The sequence below is a fragment of the Acinetobacter sp. YH12063 genome (assembly GCF_013419715.1).
Lineage (GTDB): Bacteria > Pseudomonadota > Gammaproteobacteria > Pseudomonadales > Moraxellaceae > Acinetobacter > Acinetobacter amyesii.
Map to the genome: position 1 here is coordinate 17,138 of NZ_VOZO01000002.1, position 20,937 is coordinate 38,074.

General features: G+C 40.2%; 20 protein-coding genes and 1 pseudogene. 17 read left to right on the top strand and 4 right to left on the bottom strand.

The features are described 5' to 3' along the window. Window positions 1-8 precede the first annotated feature (8 nt). Window positions 9-1,715, bottom strand: a complete 1,707-nt coding sequence (locus FTU12_RS02905; protein ID WP_180113722.1) for a ShlB/FhaC/HecB family hemolysin secretion/activation protein — start codon at window positions 1,713-1,715, stop codon at window positions 9-11. Window positions 1,716-2,108: 393 nt separating this feature from the next. On the opposite strand from FTU12_RS02905, the gene FTU12_RS02910 reads away from it, so the two are divergent. The 12 genes and pseudogenes from FTU12_RS02910 (at window position 2,109) to pal (ending at window position 12,610) form a co-directional block, all read left to right on the top strand. Next, a complete protein-coding gene (locus FTU12_RS02910; RefSeq protein ID WP_180113723.1) occupies window positions 2,109-3,449 on the top strand; it encodes a deoxyguanosinetriphosphate triphosphohydrolase in 1,341 nt (446 codons plus the stop codon). A 128-nt stretch (window positions 3,450-3,577) separates the two neighbouring features. Then, window positions 3,578-4,180: a Holliday junction branch migration protein RuvA gene (gene ruvA, locus FTU12_RS02915; RefSeq protein WP_180023328.1), complete on the top strand. Its 603-nt coding sequence runs from the start codon at window positions 3,578-3,580 to the stop codon at window positions 4,178-4,180. Window positions 4,181-4,425: 245 nt separating this feature from the next. Next, window positions 4,426-5,433 (top strand): Holliday junction branch migration DNA helicase RuvB, encoded by a 1,008-nt coding sequence (gene ruvB / locus FTU12_RS02920; protein WP_180034375.1) that lies wholly within the window; start codon window positions 4,426-4,428, stop codon window positions 5,431-5,433. 97 nt (window positions 5,434-5,530) lie between these two features. Continuing rightward, the gene (locus FTU12_RS02925) at window positions 5,531-6,178 is read left to right on the top strand and encodes a hypothetical protein (protein WP_180113724.1); all 648 of its coding nucleotides are present in this window, start codon (window positions 5,531-5,533) and stop codon (window positions 6,176-6,178) included. Between the two features lie 215 nt (window positions 6,179-6,393). Next, window positions 6,394-6,801 (top strand): tol-pal system-associated acyl-CoA thioesterase, encoded by a 408-nt coding sequence (ybgC, locus tag FTU12_RS02930; RefSeq protein ID WP_078190367.1) that lies wholly within the window; start codon window positions 6,394-6,396, stop codon window positions 6,799-6,801. A gap of 27 nt (window positions 6,802-6,828) precedes the next feature. After that, complete coding sequence (gene tolQ / locus FTU12_RS02935; RefSeq protein WP_078192037.1) at window positions 6,829-7,527, top strand: protein TolQ; 699 nt, start codon at window positions 6,829-6,831, stop codon at window positions 7,525-7,527. Then, complete coding sequence (gene tolR, locus FTU12_RS02940; protein WP_180021912.1) at window positions 7,527-7,976, top strand: protein TolR; 450 nt, start codon at window positions 7,527-7,529, stop codon at window positions 7,974-7,976. The genes tolQ and tolR overlap by 1 nt, the downstream gene beginning before the upstream one ends. A 3-nt stretch (window positions 7,977-7,979) precedes the next feature. Continuing rightward, on the top strand, window positions 7,980-9,323 hold the full coding sequence (gene tolA / locus FTU12_RS02945) for a cell envelope integrity protein TolA (protein WP_180113725.1): 1,344 nt from the start codon (window positions 7,980-7,982) through the stop codon (window positions 9,321-9,323). A gap of 270 nt (window positions 9,324-9,593) precedes the next feature. Continuing rightward, window positions 9,594-9,899, top strand: a pseudogene (locus FTU12_RS02950) (cell envelope integrity protein TolA); the annotation flags it as partial. 79 nt (window positions 9,900-9,978) lie between these two features. Continuing rightward, the gene (locus FTU12_RS02955) at window positions 9,979-10,500 is read left to right on the top strand and encodes a TonB C-terminal domain-containing protein (RefSeq protein ID WP_257227277.1); all 522 of its coding nucleotides are present in this window, start codon (window positions 9,979-9,981) and stop codon (window positions 10,498-10,500) included. Window positions 10,501-10,688: 188 nt separating this feature from the next. Beyond that, complete coding sequence (tolB, locus tag FTU12_RS02960; protein ID WP_171319182.1) at window positions 10,689-11,972, top strand: Tol-Pal system beta propeller repeat protein TolB; 1,284 nt, start codon at window positions 10,689-10,691, stop codon at window positions 11,970-11,972. 68 nt (window positions 11,973-12,040) lie between these two features. Beyond that, window positions 12,041-12,610: a peptidoglycan-associated lipoprotein Pal gene (gene pal, locus FTU12_RS02965; RefSeq protein ID WP_168378062.1), complete on the top strand. Its 570-nt coding sequence runs from the start codon at window positions 12,041-12,043 to the stop codon at window positions 12,608-12,610. A gap of 253 nt (window positions 12,611-12,863) precedes the next feature. Here pal and FTU12_RS02970 read toward each other — a convergent pair whose 3' ends face one another. Continuing rightward, complete coding sequence (locus tag FTU12_RS02970) at window positions 12,864-13,061, bottom strand: NF038105 family protein (RefSeq protein WP_180113726.1); 198 nt, start codon at window positions 13,059-13,061, stop codon at window positions 12,864-12,866. 184 nt (window positions 13,062-13,245) lie between these two features. On the opposite strand from FTU12_RS02970, the gene FTU12_RS02975 reads away from it, so the two are divergent. From FTU12_RS02975 to FTU12_RS02995, 5 genes are all read left to right on the top strand, one after another. Further along, window positions 13,246-14,220, top strand: a complete 975-nt coding sequence (locus tag FTU12_RS02975; protein WP_078192041.1) for a class 1 fructose-bisphosphatase — start codon at window positions 13,246-13,248, stop codon at window positions 14,218-14,220. A 52-nt stretch (window positions 14,221-14,272) separates the two neighbouring features. Continuing rightward, window positions 14,273-15,049 carry an RNA methyltransferase gene (locus FTU12_RS02980; protein ID WP_078192042.1) on the top strand — a complete coding sequence of 259 codons (777 nt, stop codon included), beginning with the start codon at window positions 14,273-14,275 and terminating at the stop codon, window positions 15,047-15,049. Window positions 15,050-15,209: 160 nt separating this feature from the next. Further along, the gene (locus FTU12_RS02985) at window positions 15,210-15,824 is read left to right on the top strand and encodes an RNA polymerase sigma factor (RefSeq protein WP_111883945.1); all 615 of its coding nucleotides are present in this window, start codon (window positions 15,210-15,212) and stop codon (window positions 15,822-15,824) included. Further along, a complete protein-coding gene (locus FTU12_RS02990) occupies window positions 15,821-16,141 on the top strand; it encodes a hypothetical protein (protein WP_078190377.1) in 321 nt (106 codons plus the stop codon). The genes FTU12_RS02985 and FTU12_RS02990 overlap by 4 nt, the downstream gene beginning before the upstream one ends. Continuing rightward, window positions 16,131-16,535 (top strand): DUF3106 domain-containing protein, encoded by a 405-nt coding sequence (locus FTU12_RS02995; RefSeq protein WP_078192044.1) that lies wholly within the window; start codon window positions 16,131-16,133, stop codon window positions 16,533-16,535. The genes FTU12_RS02990 and FTU12_RS02995 overlap by 11 nt, the downstream gene beginning before the upstream one ends. A gap of 85 nt (window positions 16,536-16,620) precedes the next feature. Here FTU12_RS02995 and FTU12_RS03000 read toward each other — a convergent pair whose 3' ends face one another. Together FTU12_RS03000 and rbtA are read right to left on the bottom strand one after the other, a co-directional pair. Next, window positions 16,621-19,035 carry a CSLREA domain-containing protein gene (locus FTU12_RS03000; RefSeq protein ID WP_180113727.1) on the bottom strand — a complete coding sequence of 805 codons (2,415 nt, stop codon included), beginning with the start codon at window positions 19,033-19,035 and terminating at the stop codon, window positions 16,621-16,623. 24 nt (window positions 19,036-19,059) lie between these two features. After that, entirely contained in the window at window positions 19,060-20,871 is a 1,812-nt protein-coding gene (gene rbtA, locus FTU12_RS03005) for a rhombotarget A (RefSeq protein ID WP_180113728.1), read from the bottom strand. Between the last annotated feature and the right edge of the window lie 66 nt (window positions 20,872-20,937).

Genomic DNA, 20,937 nt, shown 5'->3' on the forward strand with positions numbered 1-20,937 from the left:
TTTATTCCTTAAAATGAAACAGTCGTAGAGAAGAAAAAGTCAGCAGATTGCTTCTTCATAAAGTTTTCTTGATGAATAGGTTGAGTTGCGATTAACTCGAGAGAAACGTTACTTACGTTGAAGGTCGTGCTCAAACTGACACTACTGAGTTCACCAACGGAGTTTGAATTTACTTTGCTATCAACTTTGCCGTAATCTAGACCAAGTACATGGCGTGCATAAACAGCCGTACCATTGATGTCATAAGCTTTATTAAGGGTTAAATCATTTTTAAATGCATAGCCATGATCACCACTCAAAGAGTTTTGATTAAAGCCACGTACACTATATAAACTGCCGATTGAATATTGTTCTGAACCATAAAGTGGATCAAAAGCTTGCTGCCCTGAGAAACTACTAGAAAGGCTAAAGCTTTGTCCTAACCAGTTAAAGCCTTTTAAATAACTGATGCCATAGCTCAATTTTTCGAATTGCGCTTTAGGCATATCTGCTGGTAAATCTGAGGCATCTTCCAAAGCGTTAAATACTTTTAAGCCTTTGGCATAGCCAAGATTCATATTGACTAAACCTGTAAATAATCGATCACTATAGTTAAGACCTAAATCTAATACACTTAGTTTTCGGCTACTCACCCCAAGTTTGATATTTTCTAAAAAGGCTTCTGTATCTTTTGAGGTAAGTGCTGCATTTATACGAAATTGATTGTTTAATCCACGGTGTATGAGTCGATCTAACTTTGCCGAGTAGGTGACAGTTTCACCATGAGATACCAGTTGATTTAAGCCAGTATCAATTGTGCTGTCATATTCAGAGCGAGATGCATTTAAATTCAATGTGTTATAACCAAATGGCAAAACATACATTGCACTCGCAGAAAACGAGTCAGTTCGATTTATATTGAAAGGTAATGATCTATTATATGAAACATTAATTAAGTCATTTAAACCAAATGGATTATCTAGGCTAAGCCCCAATGCTGCTTGATTTTCGCCTGTTGAATCCTGCCCTTTATTGTCATAACTAAAATATCCATTCAGTCGCTTTGAAGGCTCATTATCAAAAACAATAATACTTTCACCGGGCTGTTCGCCAGCTAAAATATCCATTTTGGCATTATTTGATTGGAGGCGATTAATTTGATCAATCGCTTGCTCAAGATCACGCAGATTCAATGGTTTGCCTTTTACAAAGCCAAAAGCAGTCGCCAAAGATAGTGTACCTTGCGCTCTCTCGGTTGTTTTTAGCTCTGTTAATTTTCCCTCTTCTATTTGTAATATTAAAATTCCAGATTTTAAATCTTGTTCTGGCAAATAGACTCTTGTCGCGACATAACCTTGATTTAAATATGAAGCAGTAATTTGACTCATCAATCCTTCAATCGCATGTGTATTCATACAACTATTGGTGTAAGGAGATATAATTGAGTCTAGTGCTTTATTTTTAAGTAAATGATTCCCAGAAACTTCAATTTTTTGAATATCATTACAAGGACCTGAATCACTTGTACCAATACTTGGCGCAGCTGCTTCTATTCGTGTTGGTGGCTTTGACGATTGTAATAATTGCTGTTGTTCATATTTCAGCCGTTCTTGTATATTTTGTTGTAAACGTTCATTTTCTTTATTTGCCAAATCCACAGGATTGTTTGCATGTGCATAATTCATGCATCCTGCAATAGCGATACACAAGCTTAATTTTTTGATTGATAATTTCATAAGTGATCCTAGAAGAAGAATCTGCCTGCTTTTTTAGTTACAATTTTTAATAAAAAAGAAACAGATTTTCGTAAAGTATCACTATTGACTTATTTTTCTATCACTGAAAATAGTTATATTTCTAGCAAGTGATTATAAATTAAACATTTCTATAAGAATAATTTAGCAAATGGTAAATTTAACATTCTTGTAATTTCATTTGCTCATTGTTCTAAGGCATTGCACTCTATGATGCTTAATTTTGAAATTCATTGGAATAGAATCATTTCGAAAAAAATTTATGTATGTGTCTAAATATTTAGGAACAGAAACGCCAAATCATGTCGCTCCACTCTAGTGATTTTCAACTAAGTTTGGCATTATTCAATTCAAGTAATAAATGAATAATGATAAATGACTCAAATGCGTTGGCTTGAACTGCTTTCTACAGTTCGTATTGGTAGTAATAAACATAGCTCTGAACAGGCACGTAGCCCTTTCCACAAAGACTACGACCGCATTATTTTTTCGCAAAGCTTTCGACAATTAAACCGCAAGACCCAAGTCCATCCCCTCACCCAACATGATGGCATTCATACTCGCCTGACGCACTCTTTAGAAGTGTCTTGTATTGGACGTTCATTGGGGATGTTGGCAGCGGAAAAAATTAAAGATGAACTCCCGATGTGGATTTCACCTGCCGATGTCGGTGCAATTATTCAAGCTGCGTGCTTGGCACACGATATTGGTAATCCACCTTTTGGCCATGCAGGTGAATATGCTATTCGAGAATGGTTTGATGATGCATCACACACCAACTTTTTACAGGACTTAAGCCCTGAAGAAGAAGCCGATGTGAGACAGTTTGAAGGCAATGCCCAAGGTTTACGCCTACTGACTAAAATTGATTATCATCCAAATGATGGTGGTATGCGTTTAACCTATGCAACGTTGGGTGCATATTTAAAATACCCCTGGCTTTCAAAAACCATTGCATCACAAGGCAATAAACCTGCGAGCCAACGAGCTAAATTTGGCTGCTATCAAGCAGAAAAAGACATCTTGCAGCAAATTGCAGAGCAACTCGGTTTAATTCAACTGGGTGAATATCACTACTGTCGGCATCCTTTGACCTATTTGCTTGAAGCCGCAGATGACATTTGTTATGCCTTAATTGACCTTGAAGATGGCATTATCCTCAACATGTTGAACTATAACGAAGTTGAGCCAATTTTCCTTGATCTGGTCGGTGACTATGGCATACCTGCCGAATTGGCGATGACTGATACCACTTGGCAACAAAAAATAGCTGCATTACGTGGTCGTGTGATGAAACGTCTAGTCGAAGAAGTCACGACAGCCTTCGCCCGCCATCATCATGAAATTTTGTCAGGTCAACTTAAAGGCAGTTTATTGCAATATTGCAGTGAAGATATTGAAATCGGGATTAACCGTGCAAAAGAACTGGCTCGTGATAAAATCTTTGAACATCCACATAAAGCAGGATTAGAAATTATTGCGCACCAAAGTTTGCAAAATATTTTGGATGCCTTTATTCCACTAACCACGCCCAATAAAACTTTGAGCTTTAAAGAGCAACGATTGATGTCTATTTTACATCGTTCAGGAGCACATTTTGGTATGTCGCATTATGACAATATTATGCAAGTACTCGATATCATCTCTAAGTTTTCAGATCATCAGGCTTATAACCTTGCACAAGAACTTCAAGGTAATAAAGTTGGTTTCTTTTAAAGCTGAAAAAATGTGAAGGCTAGCAATTCACTATCCTTCACGCTAATCTCACAACAAACTTGAACATGTGGGGAATGCCCACAGTGAACTTAAATATAGTCTGAACTTAAATAAAGTGAATAAATGACATGATCGGATGTTTAATTGGTGAAGTGCTGGCATTGGAAGCACCAACAGTATTACTCAATGTAAATGGTGTGGGCTATGAAATTGACACCCCACTTTCAACATTTTGCCAACTACAGAAAGGTCAAAAAATCACCCTGTGGACACATTTGGCTGTTCGTGAAGATGCACAACTGCTGTATGGATTTAGCAATGCGCAAGAAAAACTGATCTTCCGTACATTATTAAAAGTTAACGGCGTTGGCCCAAAAATGGCACTGGGCATTTTGTCGACCTTAAGCGTTGAAATGCTGATTCACACGGTTGAACATGAAGATGTAAACACTTTAGTCAAAGTTCCGGGTGTAGGTAAAAAAACCGCAGAACGCTTGATGATTGAACTTCGTGACCGTTTTAAAGCGATGTCATCTGGCACAGTACCAAGCAATTCAACTTCGGAGCAAATCCAATTTACTGGTAATTCTGCCGTTGCTGAAGCTGAAGCTGCATTGCAATCACTGGGCTACAAACCAATTGAAGCACAAAAATTAGTGAATGCTGCCAAAGGTGACTTTACTGAAGCCAGCGACATTATCCGTGCTGCATTAAAGTCGATGAATAAATAATTTTTAGTTTCTAATGAGCACTGCATCCTTTGCCTTTTAGGGTTATAGACAGTATGTGAATCACGCAGGCGACAAGGATGTCGCCGTTAAACTGTGCTACAAGGACGTAGCATCAGTTTAACAAATGGGTTTTGTCACTTTTGCCCAGTCAAAAGTGAGAATCGCCTATACAATGGCATTTAAAGTTCAATCGCTTTTTGAGGCTGTGATTCTTCCACAACGATATAGAGATTAGTTAAATAATTATGCAAGACCGTCTTATCAGTGGTTCAGAAAAACCCGAAGACCACTTCGACCGCGCCATTCGCCCAACTTCCCTCGATGACTACATCGGGCAGCCTGTCGTCCGTGAACAAATGGAAATCTTTATTGGTGCTGCACGTGGCCGTGAAGAAGCACTCGATCACACCTTAATTTTTGGCCCACCGGGTTTAGGTAAAACCACACTGGCCAATATTATTGCCCGTGAGATGGGTGGTAACCTAAAATCCACTTCTGGCCCTGTTCTTGAACGTGCAGGTGACTTAGCTGCAATGCTGACCAACCTTGAAGAAGGTGACGTACTGTTTATTGACGAAATTCATCGTCTTTCACCGGTGATTGAAGAAATTTTATATCCAGCCATGGAAGATTATCAGTTGGATATCATGATTGGTGAAGGACCAGCTGCCCGTTCTATCAAACTCGACTTACCTGCATTTACATTAGTTGCAGCAACCACACGTGCGGGACTACTCACCTCACCTTTGCGTGATCGTTTCGGGATTGTGCAACGTTTAGAGTTTTATTCTGTCAAAGACTTAACGCATATTGTGACTCGATCTGCAAACTTGATGGATGTACCCATGACTGCCGAAGGTGCTCAAGAAGTTGCACGCCGTGCTCGTGGCACACCTCGTATTGCAAACCGTTTATTACGCCGAGTCCGTGATTATGCGCAAGTCAAAGGCACGGGTGAAGTGACACAAGAGATGGCTCAACGTGCTTTGGACATGCTGAATGTCGATAAAGATGGTTTAGACACGCTAGACCGCCGTTATTTATCGATGCTGCTTGAGCGTTTTGATGGTGGTCCTGCAGGTGTAGAAGCTCTAGCTGCTGCTATGGCAGAAGACTCAGGGACGCTTGAAGATGTGATCGAGCCCTACCTCATTCAGCAAGGCTATGTCATGCGTACTGCACGTGGACGTATTGCCACCAATATGGCGTATTTACAGTTTGGGATGACGCCACCAGAGCCGAAAGATAAGTAAACGATCATTCACTGAACGACTTCAGGGAGTTAAATGCTCCCTGCATGTTTATTTAAATTTTTAAATAAATTCAATCCACTACAAACAATAGACTAAAATGATAAATCTTGAGAATAGAATAATTAACAAAATTAATAGCGACTACATTCAAAACCTACCATTAGACAGTGCCATTGAACACATTCCCAGAGAACAACCTATCAGTTCATTTAGCCCAAAACAAATGAGTGATTTTGAAAGCTTATTCCACACCGAATACAATTATTTTATCACTGTCGAATGTGAAAACATTCTTAGCAAAGAAACCATAGAAGTAAGTGAAGATAATATCTTAACTATTAAACAATCGCCTTCTGCATATCGTATAAAAAACCTGAGCTTCAACTATACTTCTGCCCTCATTTTTATTGGGACGTACTATCACGACGACGTACAAGCTTTGGTCACGGAAAACTTTAAGCCAGCAAAAATTAATACGTTGTATTTCAGCTTCTCATTCTTTGCTTTAGCCATACTCGTTTATGTGTTTTTCTGGATAGATCTACCTAATAAACTTTTACTTATGTTAGTTATTGGCCTTGGCTTTTGCTGCTTAACGTATATGTATGAATCTTTAAAAGCATTACTTCCAAAGCAACAGAAAAAGAAAATGGAAGAAACTCACTTTCATATTGCGGGATATTTAGCAGCTCATCTACAGGATTTTGTCGATGCAAAATTTAAATTAGATGAACAAACAAATTAAAAGCAGCCACTTTTTAACCAATAATTACAACTACGAAAGTTAAAGATTTACGTGAGTTGAAACCTTGTGCCATTGGACTGATGACTCACGGTGCTAAACTGCCCGTCATTGAAGCACTTGACGAATCATTGAATTATCGCCATTTTTAAATGCTCTAATTCTTTGCTGAAGTGCAGACCAATATTTTTCAGATTTTATAAAGACGGAACACTCTCATGGCGAATAAATTCGAATTCAACATTCGTGTATATATTGAAGATACAGATGCAGGTGGCATTGTTTACCACGCAAATCATATTCGCTTTATGGAACGTACCCGCACAGAATGGCTACGCGCTTCAGGTGTAGACCATTATTGGCATCAAAAAGATTACAACTTTGTCGTTCATAAAATTAATGTGAAATATTCACGTCCTATATTAATGGATGACCTGATTACTGTTACAGCAAGTGTAGTTTCGTGTAAGGCTACGTCATTTGTGTTGCAACAAAATATTTATCGTGGTGATATTATGCTGGCATCAGGTGAGGTAGAATTGGCATGTATCAGTGCAGAGATGAAACCCCGTCGCCTTCCTGATGAAATACGTGAACTGATTCTGAAAGAATTGGAACAAGATTAAAAAAATTATTTGGCACATGTAGTAACTATGGCAACTCAACTAGAATCAACACTCAAAGTTTCAGACCTAATCTTACAAGCAAGTCCTGTCGTACAACTGGTAATGCTCCTGCTGCTCTTAGCTTCGTTATTCAGTTGGTATCTGATTGCCAAGTTACACATGAGTTATAAAAAAGCGCAGGCCGATGATGAACATTTCCAAAAAATCTTTTGGTCTGGCGCCGAACTCAACACTTTATACAACAATGCTCAGCTCAACTCGAAACGTGTTGGCCTTGAAGATGTCTTCTATCAAGGTTTAGGCGAGTTTTTCAAACTTAAAAAGCGTAATGCCAGCGCAGAACAATCCATTGAAGGTACAGAACGTATTCTTCGCGTAGGTTTAAGCCGTGACCAAGGACATTTAGAAAATGGTTTAGGCGCGCTTGCGAGTATTGGATCGGTTGCACCCTATGTTGGTTTATTCGGTACCGTTTGGGGCATTATGAACGCTTTTATTGGTTTGGCAGATGTTGACCAAGTCACCCTTGCTACGGTTGCTCCGGGTATTGCAGAAGCATTGATTGCAACGGCCATTGGTCTTTTTGCGGCAATTCCTGCTGTACTTGCATTTAACCATTTCACAGCCAAAGGTGAAGCAGTTTATAACGATCGTGCGCTTTTTGCCGAAGAAATGGTTGCGTTATTACAACGCCAGTCTGTAGGTTCAACTCAGGACAATGACTAATGGCTATTCAACGTTCTGGACGCTTTGAGCGCATCAAAAAACCATTAAAAAGTGACATGAACGTCGTACCTTATATTGATGTCATGTTAGTTCTTTTGGTGATTTTCATGGTCACGGCACCTATGATCACCACAGGTGTCAAAGTCGATTTACCACAGGCAAATGGCACGCCTATGCAAGCGGAAGATAGTAGAGCGATTGTTACACTGAAAGCAGATGGCACGATCACTCTCGAAGATAAAAATCATCAAGATGATGTACTCACACTCGATGAACTTAAATCTGTTTTAACGGCCTCGCAAAATGAAGCGAGCGAACAGAAAAAGCAAATGAGTGTCCTGATTAACGGCAGTGAATCTCGTCCTTATGGTGAAGTCATGAAACTCATGTCTGCCCTTCAAGATGCAGGTTTAACACAAGTAGGTTTACTGACTGAGCCATTAAAATAATTTATGAAAGATTTCAACAAGCCGCCTTTTAAACAAAAAGCCGTTGCGATTGGTTTCACACTAGGTGTGCATATCGTCGCTGTGGTTGGCTTACTTTATCTTGGCATGAGTAAACCACCTGAGCCCCCTAAAAAAATAACCACTGTTTTGGTAAAACCGGAAGATTTAAAACCTGTAACACGTGAAGTCACTGAGTTTGATGAAACCGCGCATGAAAATGTAGCTGAACAAATCACGCAAACAGCAGAACCTAGCGTTGAACCGGCACCCGAGATTCCAACGGCTGCACCACCTAAGCCAGCAGAACCACCTAAGGCAGATCCACAGGTTGCTGCTCAACAGGCACTCGCTGCGGCAAAAGCACAGCAGCTTGCTGAACAAAAAGCTGCGGACAATGCAAAACGTGCTCAAGAACAAGCTAAAGCTGCTGAAGCTGCAAAACTAAAAGCACAACAAGAAGCCAAAGCGGATGCAGCTAAAGCCAAATCCGATGCGATAGCCAAAGCCAATGCTGAAGCCGCTAAACGTAAAGCCGATGCTGATGCCAAAGCCAAGGCTGAAAAAATCCGTGCCGATGCTTTAAGAAAAGCAGAAGCTGACAAAGCCAAAGCTGCAGCAACGGCAAAAGCCAATGCAGATGCAAAAGCCAAGGCCAATGCGGATGCTGCAAAACGTAAAGCAGATGCAGACGCGAAAGCTAAAGCCAATGCGGAAGCTGCAAAACGTAAAGCAGATGCTGATGCAAAAGCTAAGGCCAATGCAGAAGCTGCAAAACGTAAAGCAGACGCCGATGCAAAAGCTAAAGCCAATGCGGAAGCTGCAAAACGTAAAGCAGATGCTGATGCCAAAGCTAAGGCCAATGCGGAAGCTGCAAAACGTAAAGCAGATGCTGATGCGAAAGCCAAGGCCAATGCAGAAGCTGCAAAACGTAAAGCAGATGCCGATGCAAAAGCCAAGGCAGATGCAAAGGCTAAAGCCGATGCCGAAGCGCGTGAACGTGCAGCTGAGGAAGCCAAAGCATCATCTGCGCGCAAAGCCGCTGAAGAAGCTGCGCAGAAAAAGGCTGAAGCGAAGAAAATTGCCTCAACTGCTAAACGTGATTTTGAAAATAAAATTCGTCGTGCATGGGACACACCTTCTGACTCTGCGGGTAAATCGGCAACTGCTCGCGTTACCCTTACGGAAAGTGGTTCAGTTCGGTCAGTGATTGTGAACTCTAGTGATCCTGATATGAAAGCCAGTATTGAGGCTGCTGTTCGAGCTGCTGCACCATACCCAATGCCGAGTGACCCAGATGCAAAACGTGAAGCTCAAAGTTTTACGTCCACCTTCAAGTCATCACGTTAATTTTTAAATCCCTGCATACATTGTGGGGATTTTTTATTTACTGAATTATATAACATGAAAACATTATTTTTATTTTCGACACTCTTATTTATAAGCACCCAGACATTTGCCGAAAATCGATCAATTTACATCCATTCTTCGACCATGCCTGACCATATTCCACCTGAACAATTTAATGCTTTGCTGATGGATCATGCTAAAACAACTCAACCTGAGAAATCAGTACAGGACGTAAAAACGCCTCTTAAAACCATTTCACATGCTCTAAATGAAGAAGATGCAAAGAAAAAAGCGGAAGCCAAGAAAATCGCTTCAACCGCTAAACGTGATTTTGAACATAAAATCAAACGTGCTTGGGATACACCACCTGGCTCTAGCGGTAAAACGGCCATTGCTCGCGTGATTTTATCTGAAACAGGTGCTGTCCAAGCAGTCATCGTAAACTCCAGTGATCCTGATATGAAAGCCAGTATTGAGGCTGCAGTTTGTGCTGCTGCACCATATCCGATGCCTAGCGACCCAGATGCTAGACGTGAAGCACAAAGTTTTACCTCTACATTTAGATCTTCAAATTAAGTTTGATAAATCCTTGCATTGATTGCGGGGATTTTTCTATTGATCAAAATCTCTAATCTTCCAATTGGATTAAGCTAAAATGATGCATTTCTTTAAATTTTCGTTTCTATTTTCTGTAATCGCAGGCTCATCATTAACCTTTGCAACCCCTACCAGCATTCAAACGGCTGACAAGATTCAACCTGAGAAAATAGCAGAGCGTTCCTCGAACGCAACAGCGGCTAAGACGAAGTCATATTCTGAACAAGATAAGCTTCAACTAGAACATAAAATTGCTGAAGCGAAACGGCAAGCTGAAGCAGATGCGGCTAAAAAAGCTGAAGCAAAAAAAATTGCATCTAATACAAAGAAAACAATACAGCAAACTATCCTTAGCAACTGGCAAGCGCCAGCAGAATCAACTGGGCAAAAAGCCCACGCGAGAATTACGCTAACACCATCAGGCTCAATTCAATCTATTGTCATTAATGATGTACCAAATTCAGCTTTTAAAAAAAGTATTGAAAAATCCATACGCCGTTCTGCACCTTTTGAATTACCAGAAAATCCAGATGCTCGCCGTGAATCTCAGTTCATTTCCATTTCTTTTCTATCCAAATAAGAATATTAGCGAATCAAAGCATTAGATTTAAATGAGTGTCATCATAAAATGTGATTGTTTAGACACGAATTCACAGACGAATAACAGATTAATCATAATGTTGTGCTTTCAATATCCCAAAATCATGCCATTATGTGACACAACCAAATACAGACAATAACTCACATTTTTAGAGTAATTAGCGAATGATGGAAATGACGCGTAAACATCTTCTTTGCTTAGCCGTATTCACTGCTTTGAGCCCAGTTTTAGTGACTCAAACGCATGCGCAGCTTCACCTCGAAATCACTAAAGCTCCTGAAGAAGCACCTAAAATTGCGATCGTGCCTTTTAGTAATGACTCAAATATTTATCCAGTGGTTGAAAATGACTTGAACCGCTCAGGTAAATTTACCAGTGCCTCTAAAAACTTGCCTGCAACTGCAACAATAAATTCACCTAATGCAGAAGCATGGAAAGCTGCGGGCGTACCCTATGTCGTGACAGGCACATCAAAAACAACGGCTGATGGCTCTTATGAAATTCACTACCAACTGTATGATGTTGAAAAAAAACAATACCTGTTAAATGAACTACTCACTGTACCTGCTTCACGTTATCGTCAAGCAGCGCATATGATCAGTGATGCAATCTATCAAGCTTTAACTGGCATTCCAGGTGACTTCAGCGGCCGTATTGCCTATGTATTGCGTAATGCAGCAACACCAGATCAGCGCTATACCCTACAAATTGCAGATACGGATGGTGAACAACCCCGTACCATTTTGACTTCACGTGATCCAATCTTGTCCCCTGCATGGACGCCTGATGCGAAAAAGCTAGCCTATGTTTCATTTGAAACCAAACGCCCTGCGATTTACATCCAAGATTTAGCAAGTGGTAACCGTGAAAAAGTAGCAAGTTTCCGTGGCCTGAATGGTGCACCAAGCTTCTCACCTGATGGTAAATCAATGTTATTTACCGCATCGATGCATGGCAATCCTGAAATCTATCAAATGGATTTACAGACTCGCCAATTAAAACGCATGACCAATGACACAGCGATTGATACAGAAGCACGTTATGCACCTGACGGTAAATCATTTATTTTTACCTCTGACCGTGGTGGCTCTCCACAAATTTACACCTACAACTTAAGTGCTGAAAGTGTCAAACGCTTGACTTTCCGTGGCGCTTTCAATGCACGTGGTACGTTAAGTGCGGACGGTAAAAAATTAGCTTTGGTACATCGTCCTAGCGGTAGTAACTATAAAGTTGCGGTTCAAGACATTGGTTCTGGTGTAACCAATATTTTAACACCAACAAGTTTAGATGAATCCCCAAGCTTCTCACCAAATGGTCAAATGGTGGTGTATGCAACCCGTGAAGCAAACCGTGGTTTGCTCTCGATCATGTCTTTAGATGGCCGTTTCCGCATGAACTTACCAAGTGAACAAGGTGAAGTTCGTGAGCCAGCTTGGGCACCGAAATAAACACTGCATGATTTATTCAACAATAACTTTTTAATGAAACATCATAAATAACCGTCATGGAGATCAATATGAAAGCAATGAAACTGATTGCACTACCTGTTTTAGCTACAGCATTAGTAATGACTGGTTGTGCCAGCCGTAAACCTGCAGCAGACGTACAAGCAGGACAAAACCCAAATGGCTCAACCACTGTAAACACTTCAGGTTTAAGTGAAGATGCAGCACTCAATGCACAAAACCTTGCGGGTGCATCATCGAAAGGTGTAACTGAAGCGAATAAAGCATTTTTAGCGAAGCGCGTAGTACACTTTGACTACGACAGTACCGAGCTTAGCAATGAAGATTTACAAACCCTTCAAGCTCACGCTCAGTTCCTTGTTGCTAATGCAAACTCACGCGTGGCATTAACAGGTCATACCGATGAACGTGGTACTCGTGAATACAACATGGCACTTGGTGAACGTCGTGCCAAAGCTGTTGAAAGCTTCCTGATTACAACAGGTGTAAGCCCTAACCAGCTTGAAGCAGTCAGCTATGGTAAAGAAATGCCAATCAATGCGGGTCATGATGAAAATGCATGGAAAGAAAACCGCCGCGTAGAAATTAACTACGAAGCGGTTCCTCCGCTACTTAAATAAGACTTGAAAAAGTCTGAGCTAAAAAAAGCACTCATTGATGAGTGCTTTTTTGATTTAACCCGTATCATTTTTTAATATCGTTTCATTTACAGCGTTCTGTGCTTTAACTCATTTTAGCCCTTTAACTCAGGATAAATTCAGTTAGTTGCTTTAGAACTTTAAGAAAATATCCAATTAAAAATGCAAATGAACGACTTTCAAAACGAGATCCTTAGCTTTACCAACTAGAAAATTAGCTTAACAATCCAAATCATTACGCTTCTGCTTCTGGATGTTCAGCATTTTCTTTTTCTGTTTGCATCGACTCAATGAGATCATGTTTATTGAACTTTTTATACTCTGCTTTAGCTTCGTAACTGCTCCATGCAGCTTTTACGGTATTCGCAGAAATATCGTCTAAATTCAATCCCTCAGTTGCAGTCGGAGTCGCATCAAATTTTTGTGTGGTCATTGTTGTGCTCCCTGTCTTTCGATTTATACATTAGATTCAACATAGCATGTTATTCAGGACTTGCAAGGGTAAAATCACGACAAATAGTCTAGTTTAATTTTTCTTTTCCTTCGTTCTCATCTAAAATGTTGCACAATCACATTTTTATCATTTTTGATAAATTAATATTTGGAGTTTTCCGGTTATGTCAAATCTCACCCTTTCCCAATTTCTACAACAACAAAGTGGTAATCTTACTCCTGCATTAGCACAAGTTATTGAAACAATTGGTAATACATGCAAAGACATCGACCTTCTTTTACAAAAAGGTGCTTTGGCTGGTGTATTGGGTAGCGCGCAACACGAAAACGTTCAAGGTGAAGAACAAAAGAAACTTGATGTCATTTCAAATGATTACCTCATCGATGCATTAAAAGTTCATCCACATGTCGGCGGTTTGGCATCTGAAGAATTAGATGAATTCACACCAGCTCAAGAAAATGGCGATTATCTTGTCTTGTTCGACCCATTAGATGGTTCAAGCAACATCGATATCAACATGTGTGTCGGCACAATTTTCTCAATTCTTCCTGCAAAAAATGCGGTAACGCAAGCTGAAGATTTCATGCAAGCGGGTGTTAACCAAGCGGCTGCAGGTTATGTACTGTATGGCCCATCAACAATGATGGCTCTAACTGTCGGCGCTGGCGTAGTCTTCTTTACTTTTGATCCAGAAAGCAAAGAATTCTTATTAACTAAAGATGCGATTGCGGTTGCAGCAGACACTAAAGAATATGCAATTAATGCATCAAACCAACGTCACTGGGAAGAACCTGTAAAACGTTATATCGACGAACTTCTTGCAGGTAAAACTGGCCCGCGTGAAAAAGACTTCAATATGCGTTGGGTCGCATGTATGGTGGGTGATATTCATCGTATTCTTTGCCGTAGCGGTATCTTCATGTATCCATACGACTTCAAAGATCCGAAAAAAGCAGGCCGTCTACGTTTAATGTACGAAGCAAACCCAATGAGTATGTTGATGGAACAAGCTGGCGGTGCTTCTACAACAGGCCGTGTCCGCATTCTAGACATCCAACCAACAGAACTTCATCAACGTGTACCTGTGATTATTGGTTCTAAAAACGAAGTTGACCTAGTTACGTCATACCATAATTAATTTCTTATAACGAAAGTCAGAATTTTTGCTGACTTTCGTGGATATCTCCCTCATGGCTCTGATTTATCTCGAATCAAAAGACAACCCGAAAATTAAGCACCTCCGTGGCTTAATCGAACAAAATGCCTACCGTAAAAAACAAGGTCAAACTGTTTTGGAAGGCACACACTTGGTGTTGTCATGGTTAGACTCAAAACGTCCAATCAAATCGATTTTCACCACTGAACAAGCAATTAACCATGCTGATTTCGATCGCATTGCGGAACAATATCAAGGTGCGGTGTTCATTCTAAGTGAATCTTTATACAAAGATATCAGTACACTTGGAACATCTATTGCTTGCTTAGCGATTGTGGATTTACCAAGTTCAAGTGAAGCGCTTAACTTCAGTGAAGACACCTTAATTTTAGACAACATTCAAGACCCTGGTAATGTAGGTACCCTACTCCGTTCTGCTGCCGCAGCGGGTATTGAGCAAGTCGTTTGTACCAAAGGCTCTGCATCACTCTGGTCACCGCGTGTATTACGCGCAGGTATGGGCGCACATTTTTCATTAAATACCTTTGAAAATATTGCCCTTGAAGATATTTTGACGAAATTCAAAATTCCAGTGTATGCAACAAGCTCACATCAGTCTGAAAACCTATATAGCAAAAATTTGCGCAAACAATGTGTGTGGATTTTAGGCAATGAAGGTCAAGGTGTTTCTGAGTATGCATTACAACATGCAGAAGCCGTAGCGATTCCTCAACCGGGTGGTCAAGAATCACTAAACGTAGCCATTGCTGGCTCGATCTGTTTTTTTGAAATGGTACGTCAGCGTCAGTAAAATCGTTATTTTATTGTATTTAGCGCTTAAGCCTGAAAAAAATAGACTACACTAGAAAAAATAATAATTCTTTTTGTCAACCTAACCGTTATTTCCATCGTTATTTGTATATGAATATGGAAATAATGGTGGGTATCCGATGACAGGATTTTCCATCTCTATGGATTTAGCACCCAAAAAGTCCGAGACGCAAGACAGCAGTGTTTTAAAAAGCACGGCTGAGTCTCGCCTGAAAAACTTCATGAATGAAGTGACGGGGCGTGCTTTAGTAATGATGGAAAGTGCAACGCACGGTCAACATGGCATTGCCATGGACTTGGTGCAAGAAGCCTTTATTTCCTTACATAAAGCTTATGCTGAAAAGTCCACAGAGGAATGGTATCCCCTGTTTTACACCATTTTAAATAATAAGCTGCAAGATTGGCGTCGAAAGGAAGCACGTCGTTCGCAGCCGTTTTCCCTATTTAGAAAAGTCAGCCTAGATGACGACGATGTCGAAATACAGGATGTTGTAGATGAATCTACACCAAACCCTTTCGACTTTCTGGATCAGGCTGTCACTGCAGAGGAAATACAAGATGCTATCGCAGAACTTCCAGTCCGCCAGCAACAAGCATTTATGTTGCGAGCTTGGGAAGGCTTTGATACGCATACAACTGCAGAAATTATGAATTGTTCCGAAGGCAGTGTGAAAACACATTACCACCGTGCCATTCAAGGTTTACGTACCGCTTTGGCACATTTGAATCCACATATGGGAGGATCATCCGAATGAAACAAGATGATTTCTTAAAGCAAGTAACTTCCAAACTTGATGGACTCGCACAGCACCATAAAGACAAAGCAACTGTCATGAATAACGTGCTTGAAGATATTCATCAGCGCGAAACTTCACGTTATGGTTTCTGGAAAATGTCTGGCTTTGCACTTGCAGCAGCAATTGCAGGTTTTGTCATTTTACCGAATGCGACTGTACTGGATGACAAACCACAAAATCAGGTGATTTCAACCCCTAAGCTCTCCCCTCAAATGGTAGAAGATCTTGAAATGTTGATGGTTCTGGGTGAGGACAAAGTTCCACATGGCAGCTAAAAAATTAGCAATTGCATTCTGTGCTTTTAGTTTTTTGCAAACCAGTTTTGCTGGCTTTGATCGCTTTTGGATATTTTCAAAAGATGCAGATACTCAAGTCAATGAAACTTGGGATTCGCTATCTGAAGCAGAACAACAGGCTTTAATTAAAAAGTATCAGGCACTCAAAGAGATTCCTGCAGATCAACGTGTCAGCTTGCAACAGCGCATGGATTGGTTCACTCAACTTCCAGATAGTGAAAAGCAACGTATGCGCGAAACTTGGCAAAAAATGAGTACTTTAGAACGTAAAGAACTCGCGACACGTATGCAAAAAGCTAGTCCTGATGAACGACCTGCTATTCGCGATGAGTATATCAACAAATATTTACAGCCTATCGCTGTCGCTCACTAATCTAAAACAGCAGCATGTTGCGAAAATCAAATCAATTAAATTAGTTAAGCCATGAAAAGCCTCTTATCGAGGCTTTTTTATTGTATTACTTGCTCAACCGACGTTGACGATACATACCTAAACCAATCAGTGTCAACAGCCCAAATAATCCCATCGAACCACCGCCGCTAGAAGAAGAGTTGGTGTTTTTCGCGGTATTCTTAAGAGTCAGAATTGCATTGCTTGATGCAATGCCATCACTATCGACAACGCTATATTCAACAGGATAGTCAAACTGACTAAAGCCATTTTTTACAGAGAAGGTAATCTTGCCACCGTAGCAAGTTTCCTTTAAATAACTTGCTGGGCAACTGCCACTATACTCAGCTTCAAAGTTTAAACCTGCTGGGATTTTCGTAAAACGAATTGGGATAATTTGACCTTCTTCATTTTTATGCCATACCGATTTGCCCGCTGGCATAGATGTAACTGGACCATCACCATCATCATTAGCATTTTCTAATAAATTATTGACGGTAACAGACAAATTATTTGACGGACTAATTGTATATTGAGCAGCTTTGGCCACTGGGGTCATATTTTTAAATGCCACACGGACCACACCAGAGGATTCCGCCTGACTCCCTGTCTTTTGTTTTAGCGTATATTTACAAAAACCGTATTCGGTAGGCGCTGTTGTTGCCCCACTGGTGCGATATATAACGATTTGTTTTATTCCAGCATCCCAATCACAGTGCAGGTCATGTGGTGGATTACCCACAATACTTGCTTCGCCTGTACTAGACACCGTAATTTCACTACCAATGCCGATTGGTGAAGTCGTCACGGTATAGTTGTCAGCATTTAAGGCAATTTGTCGTGTTTCAGCACTTCCGTTCACAGACTCTTCTTGAGGTAATGATGCTGGGAATGGATCAAAATAAACTGCACGATATTTGAGGTTATTTTTTAATGCACTTAATACCGCTTCGTATTTTGTTAAATCATCCTGATTGGCAACTTTGTATTCTGCATAATCTGGATCGTCGATATCCTTTTTCAAAGCATCAATTGTATTTTGATACTTATCTTGCAGAGCTGTTAAAGACTCATTGGTAATATCTGCCATATCTGCTGCGGTTAAATTCATTAACTCAACCGAGCCAATATCACATGTGTTTCTTTGCGTAGGTGATAACTGTAAAGTACCATCTGTGATCCGCAAAATGCCCCGTTGATCCGCATCACTACAGCCGTCTAAGCCCAGATTGATCAAGTCAAAACCACTGCCGATTGCTTTCGGGTAATACAAAGGTAAATACAAATTATAAGCAGATTTTGTTTGTAGGGCGCTTAATAAAGTCCCCATAGCATAACTACTTACATCATGGTTTTGCAGAAAGCTTTCCGTACTATTCAGCACACTTTCTGGTAAATCACACTGTGCGGCTGCCAGTTCAAATGCATTATTACTTGCCACAAATTTTTGACCATTATCAGGTACTGCATTATTCAGATAACGACAAGATTTTCCACCAGTATTGTAGGCCAATACATTGAAATACCAAGCCTTTGTACCATTGTTATCATAATAATAGGTACTAGCCGCATTGTTCTCGACTATTGTATTACTGGTTAAAACGAAGCTAGAAAAAGCACTTAAACGATCCGTTCCCTGAGAAATGGCACGGATAATACTACCCGTACTTGGATTTGCTTGGTTTTTTGCAATCGTATTTGCTGTCAGTTCAACCTTGGCATTTCCACAGAAGTCCATCACACTATTGCTCGTCGATGAACCATTTTGAATAATACTACTTTGCTGTAACACAATTTCAGGCTGGGTATCCCCCAAGTTCCCGATACAGTCCATAGCGACAACACTACCTTTAGGTGCGATGTTGCCTTTAACCAAACTACTCACCAATAATGTTTTTTTCGACATATTATGTGCAACGGAGTAGATTGCACCGCCAGCAACTTTGGCTTGAGAGTTTTCTATTGCACCATTATTTAAGGTAAATGCTCCCCCTAAATACAAGGCACCACCACGGTCTTCTGCCATCCCGCCAGTAAGGCGTACATTATTGACGATAAAGTTGGCTTCTGAGCGTGAAGTATTAAAAATACGCGATTTGCCTTGGGCATTAATCGTCGTTCTAATATCTTCATAGGCAGGAAATTTCTGCGTCAGTAAATTTTTTGAATCATAGTTAAAGCGACTTTTCCCCTCAATCACGATCTGATTGAGCGGAACTAACTCACCTTTGGTCAGAAGATATTCACCTGCTTCAAGTTGAATATAATCGGTCTGCCCATTATTTGGATTGCCGACATTACATCCACCAAAAGATTTGTTTTTACGTGCAGTTTCAATCGCTTCACGTAAAGAACATTGATTGAGATTTTCACCATTTTCATCCTCAAAGGTCGTAACTTTGATGATGTTACTTGTCGCTGCCATAGATGACATAGCCGCAAGGACCATGACTGCCAGCAATCCTTTTTTATAATTTTTCATGTGCTGTCCTTAATTCTATCCAGACTATTTTTTAAAGCGACGAAATCCAACTAAGCCAAGCAGCGCAAAAATACTCGCCCAGCCTAGAGCACCACCCGAAGTTTTAACGGTTTTACTTTCCATTTCATTGTTTGGTTCTTGGAAAATACGCACTTCTGCAGCTAAATAATTTTTTGCCGAAGTATTAAAACGGGTTGAAGACGTCACCACACGCAATTCAAAAATATCTGCGCCATGCCAATTTCCATTTGGCGTGTATTCAAAATCACCATTCAAATTCAGTGTAAATTTACCTTTTGATTCGGTGCTTTGTACAACTATTGGACAACCATCTTGCCATGGCTCACCTGTTGGATTTGCCATACCCATCACTTTTGTACATTCTTCTTTTGGAATTAAATCACTGTCACCTAAAGCATCTAAGATATTAAACTTCGCCACTTCACCTGTACGTATGTCTTTACCTAAGCGAGGCATGCTCACAGGAACCACAATTTCGATAGCCCCACGATCACACCAAACATCATCCAAATTACGATTTTTTCCACGCTGATCAGAAGACTCACAATACACATGATGCTCATTGCCATCTGCTGTGGTCTTCCCCTTATTTAATATCGGGCTTGAGAAAATCGTTTCGTAATCTAATAAAATACGAGGACGTAAATAACCAATAAATGCGTTGTTTGCTTTGGTAAATGGACAGAAAAGTGCATTACGATCTTCTGTTAAGGTTTTACAGCTACCTTCATCTTCACCCGCGATTAAACTTGTCCCAGACCACACATCATTTAAATTTGCAGCAGGTCCAACAGGACAACTCGCAGCCACTAAGTTGTTATAAAAAACAGATTGGTCTGTTCCTGAGTTCACGACTTTACAATCTTGAGCTGTACCGCTGAGTGCATTACCAATCACCACACTATTGGCTAAATAAGCATGCTCAGAGGTACTATTTAGTTCAATACCACCACTGTTCTTCAGTACTGTAATATTATTGAGTGCTAAACCATCACGTAAGTTGACAGCAAAACCTTTGTTTTTGAAAAAAGTACTATTGGCAATGATATTTTGAGGGTTACTGAACACCAACTTGCTGATGTCTGCGAGCCCATTTTGATTGTAAACAATCGCTCGACCAGAAGTGCTTTCATTATTTTTGAACAAAGATGTATAGATTTCATAAGCCGGTGCTTCTGAGTAAATTGCACCACCATCTACCGCTTTGTTGTTTTGAAAAATCGTGGTTCGTATATATAGACGGCTTGCTACAGCTGCGCCATCTTCTGAAAATCCAACATTGTAGATTGCACCACCAAGTCGTGCATAGCCATCTTCAAACTTTACATTTTCAAGTGTAAGTTTTTCATTATTAAAAATGATGCCGCCTTTATCAGCACATTGATCTTGCTTACATCCTTTAAATGAAATTTCTTTAAAATTGATCGCAAGTAGTTCTTTTTCGCCATCATTAATATTAAAAATTTGATCCTTACCCTTCATTTCAATGACGGCATTATTAAGACCGAGTACGACATCTTCATTGACGTTACTGCCATACGCCGTTTTCAGATTCAGTTCTGCTTTAATATCAATTTTTTTAGTGAGTTTATAAACTTCATTTTTTTTCAGAGAAATTGAGGCATAGGCGTCTTTACCCCCGCAACCATTATATCCGGCTTCTGGCATACCATTATTGATATATTCTATGGCTTCACGAAGTGAACATTCCTTGTCATCCTTTACAACATCTTCAGTGGTTGTAACGATAATTTCTGCGCTAAATGCATGACCTGCCATGAGAAGCATGCCAATGCCTATGCTCTGTTTGAGCATATCCATCTCCTTAAATATTTTTTATCTTTTTATTCTTAAGTTGCACAATCCTTGCAACATTAAAAT

What these genes read in the sequence shown, in the direction of transcription:
- FTU12_RS02970 (WP_180113726.1), bottom strand. Translation starts at nt 13,061, where the DNA reads ATGACCACACAAAAATTTGATGCGACTCCGACTGCAACTGAGGGATTG.
- FTU12_RS02975 (WP_078192041.1), top strand. Translation starts at nt 13,246, where the DNA reads ATGTCAAATCTCACCCTTTCCCAATTTCTACAACAACAAAGTGGTAAT.
- FTU12_RS02980 (WP_078192042.1), top strand. Translation starts at nt 14,273, where the DNA reads ATGGCTCTGATTTATCTCGAATCAAAAGACAACCCGAAAATTAAGCAC.
- FTU12_RS02955 (WP_257227277.1), top strand. Translation starts at nt 9,979, where the DNA reads ATGATGCATTTCTTTAAATTTTCGTTTCTATTTTCTGTAATCGCAGGC.
- FTU12_RS03000 (WP_180113727.1), bottom strand. Translation starts at nt 19,035, where the DNA reads ATGAAAAATTATAAAAAAGGATTGCTGGCAGTCATGGTCCTTGCGGCT.
- FTU12_RS02910 (WP_180113723.1), top strand. Translation starts at nt 2,109, where the DNA reads ATGACTCAAATGCGTTGGCTTGAACTGCTTTCTACAGTTCGTATTGGT.
- FTU12_RS02905 (WP_180113722.1), bottom strand. Translation starts at nt 1,715, where the DNA reads ATGAAATTATCAATCAAAAAATTAAGCTTGTGTATCGCTATTGCAGGA.
- FTU12_RS02985 (WP_111883945.1), top strand. Translation starts at nt 15,210, where the DNA reads ATGGATTTAGCACCCAAAAAGTCCGAGACGCAAGACAGCAGTGTTTTA.
- tolQ (WP_078192037.1), top strand. Translation starts at nt 6,829, where the DNA reads ATGGCAACTCAACTAGAATCAACACTCAAAGTTTCAGACCTAATCTTA.
- tolB (WP_171319182.1), top strand. Translation starts at nt 10,689, where the DNA reads ATGGAAATGACGCGTAAACATCTTCTTTGCTTAGCCGTATTCACTGCT.
- ybgC (WP_078190367.1), top strand. Translation starts at nt 6,394, where the DNA reads ATGGCGAATAAATTCGAATTCAACATTCGTGTATATATTGAAGATACA.
- rbtA (WP_180113728.1), bottom strand. Translation starts at nt 20,871, where the DNA reads ATGCTCAAACAGAGCATAGGCATTGGCATGCTTCTCATGGCAGGTCAT.
- FTU12_RS02995 (WP_078192044.1), top strand. Translation starts at nt 16,131, where the DNA reads ATGGCAGCTAAAAAATTAGCAATTGCATTCTGTGCTTTTAGTTTTTTG.
- pal (WP_168378062.1), top strand. Translation starts at nt 12,041, where the DNA reads ATGAAAGCAATGAAACTGATTGCACTACCTGTTTTAGCTACAGCATTA.
- FTU12_RS02925 (WP_180113724.1), top strand. Translation starts at nt 5,531, where the DNA reads ATGATAAATCTTGAGAATAGAATAATTAACAAAATTAATAGCGACTAC.
- ruvB (WP_180034375.1), top strand. Translation starts at nt 4,426, where the DNA reads ATGCAAGACCGTCTTATCAGTGGTTCAGAAAAACCCGAAGACCACTTC.
- ruvA (WP_180023328.1), top strand. Translation starts at nt 3,578, where the DNA reads ATGATCGGATGTTTAATTGGTGAAGTGCTGGCATTGGAAGCACCAACA.
- tolA (WP_180113725.1), top strand. Translation starts at nt 7,980, where the DNA reads ATGAAAGATTTCAACAAGCCGCCTTTTAAACAAAAAGCCGTTGCGATT.
- FTU12_RS02990 (WP_078190377.1), top strand. Translation starts at nt 15,821, where the DNA reads ATGAAACAAGATGATTTCTTAAAGCAAGTAACTTCCAAACTTGATGGA.
- tolR (WP_180021912.1), top strand. Translation starts at nt 7,527, where the DNA reads ATGGCTATTCAACGTTCTGGACGCTTTGAGCGCATCAAAAAACCATTA.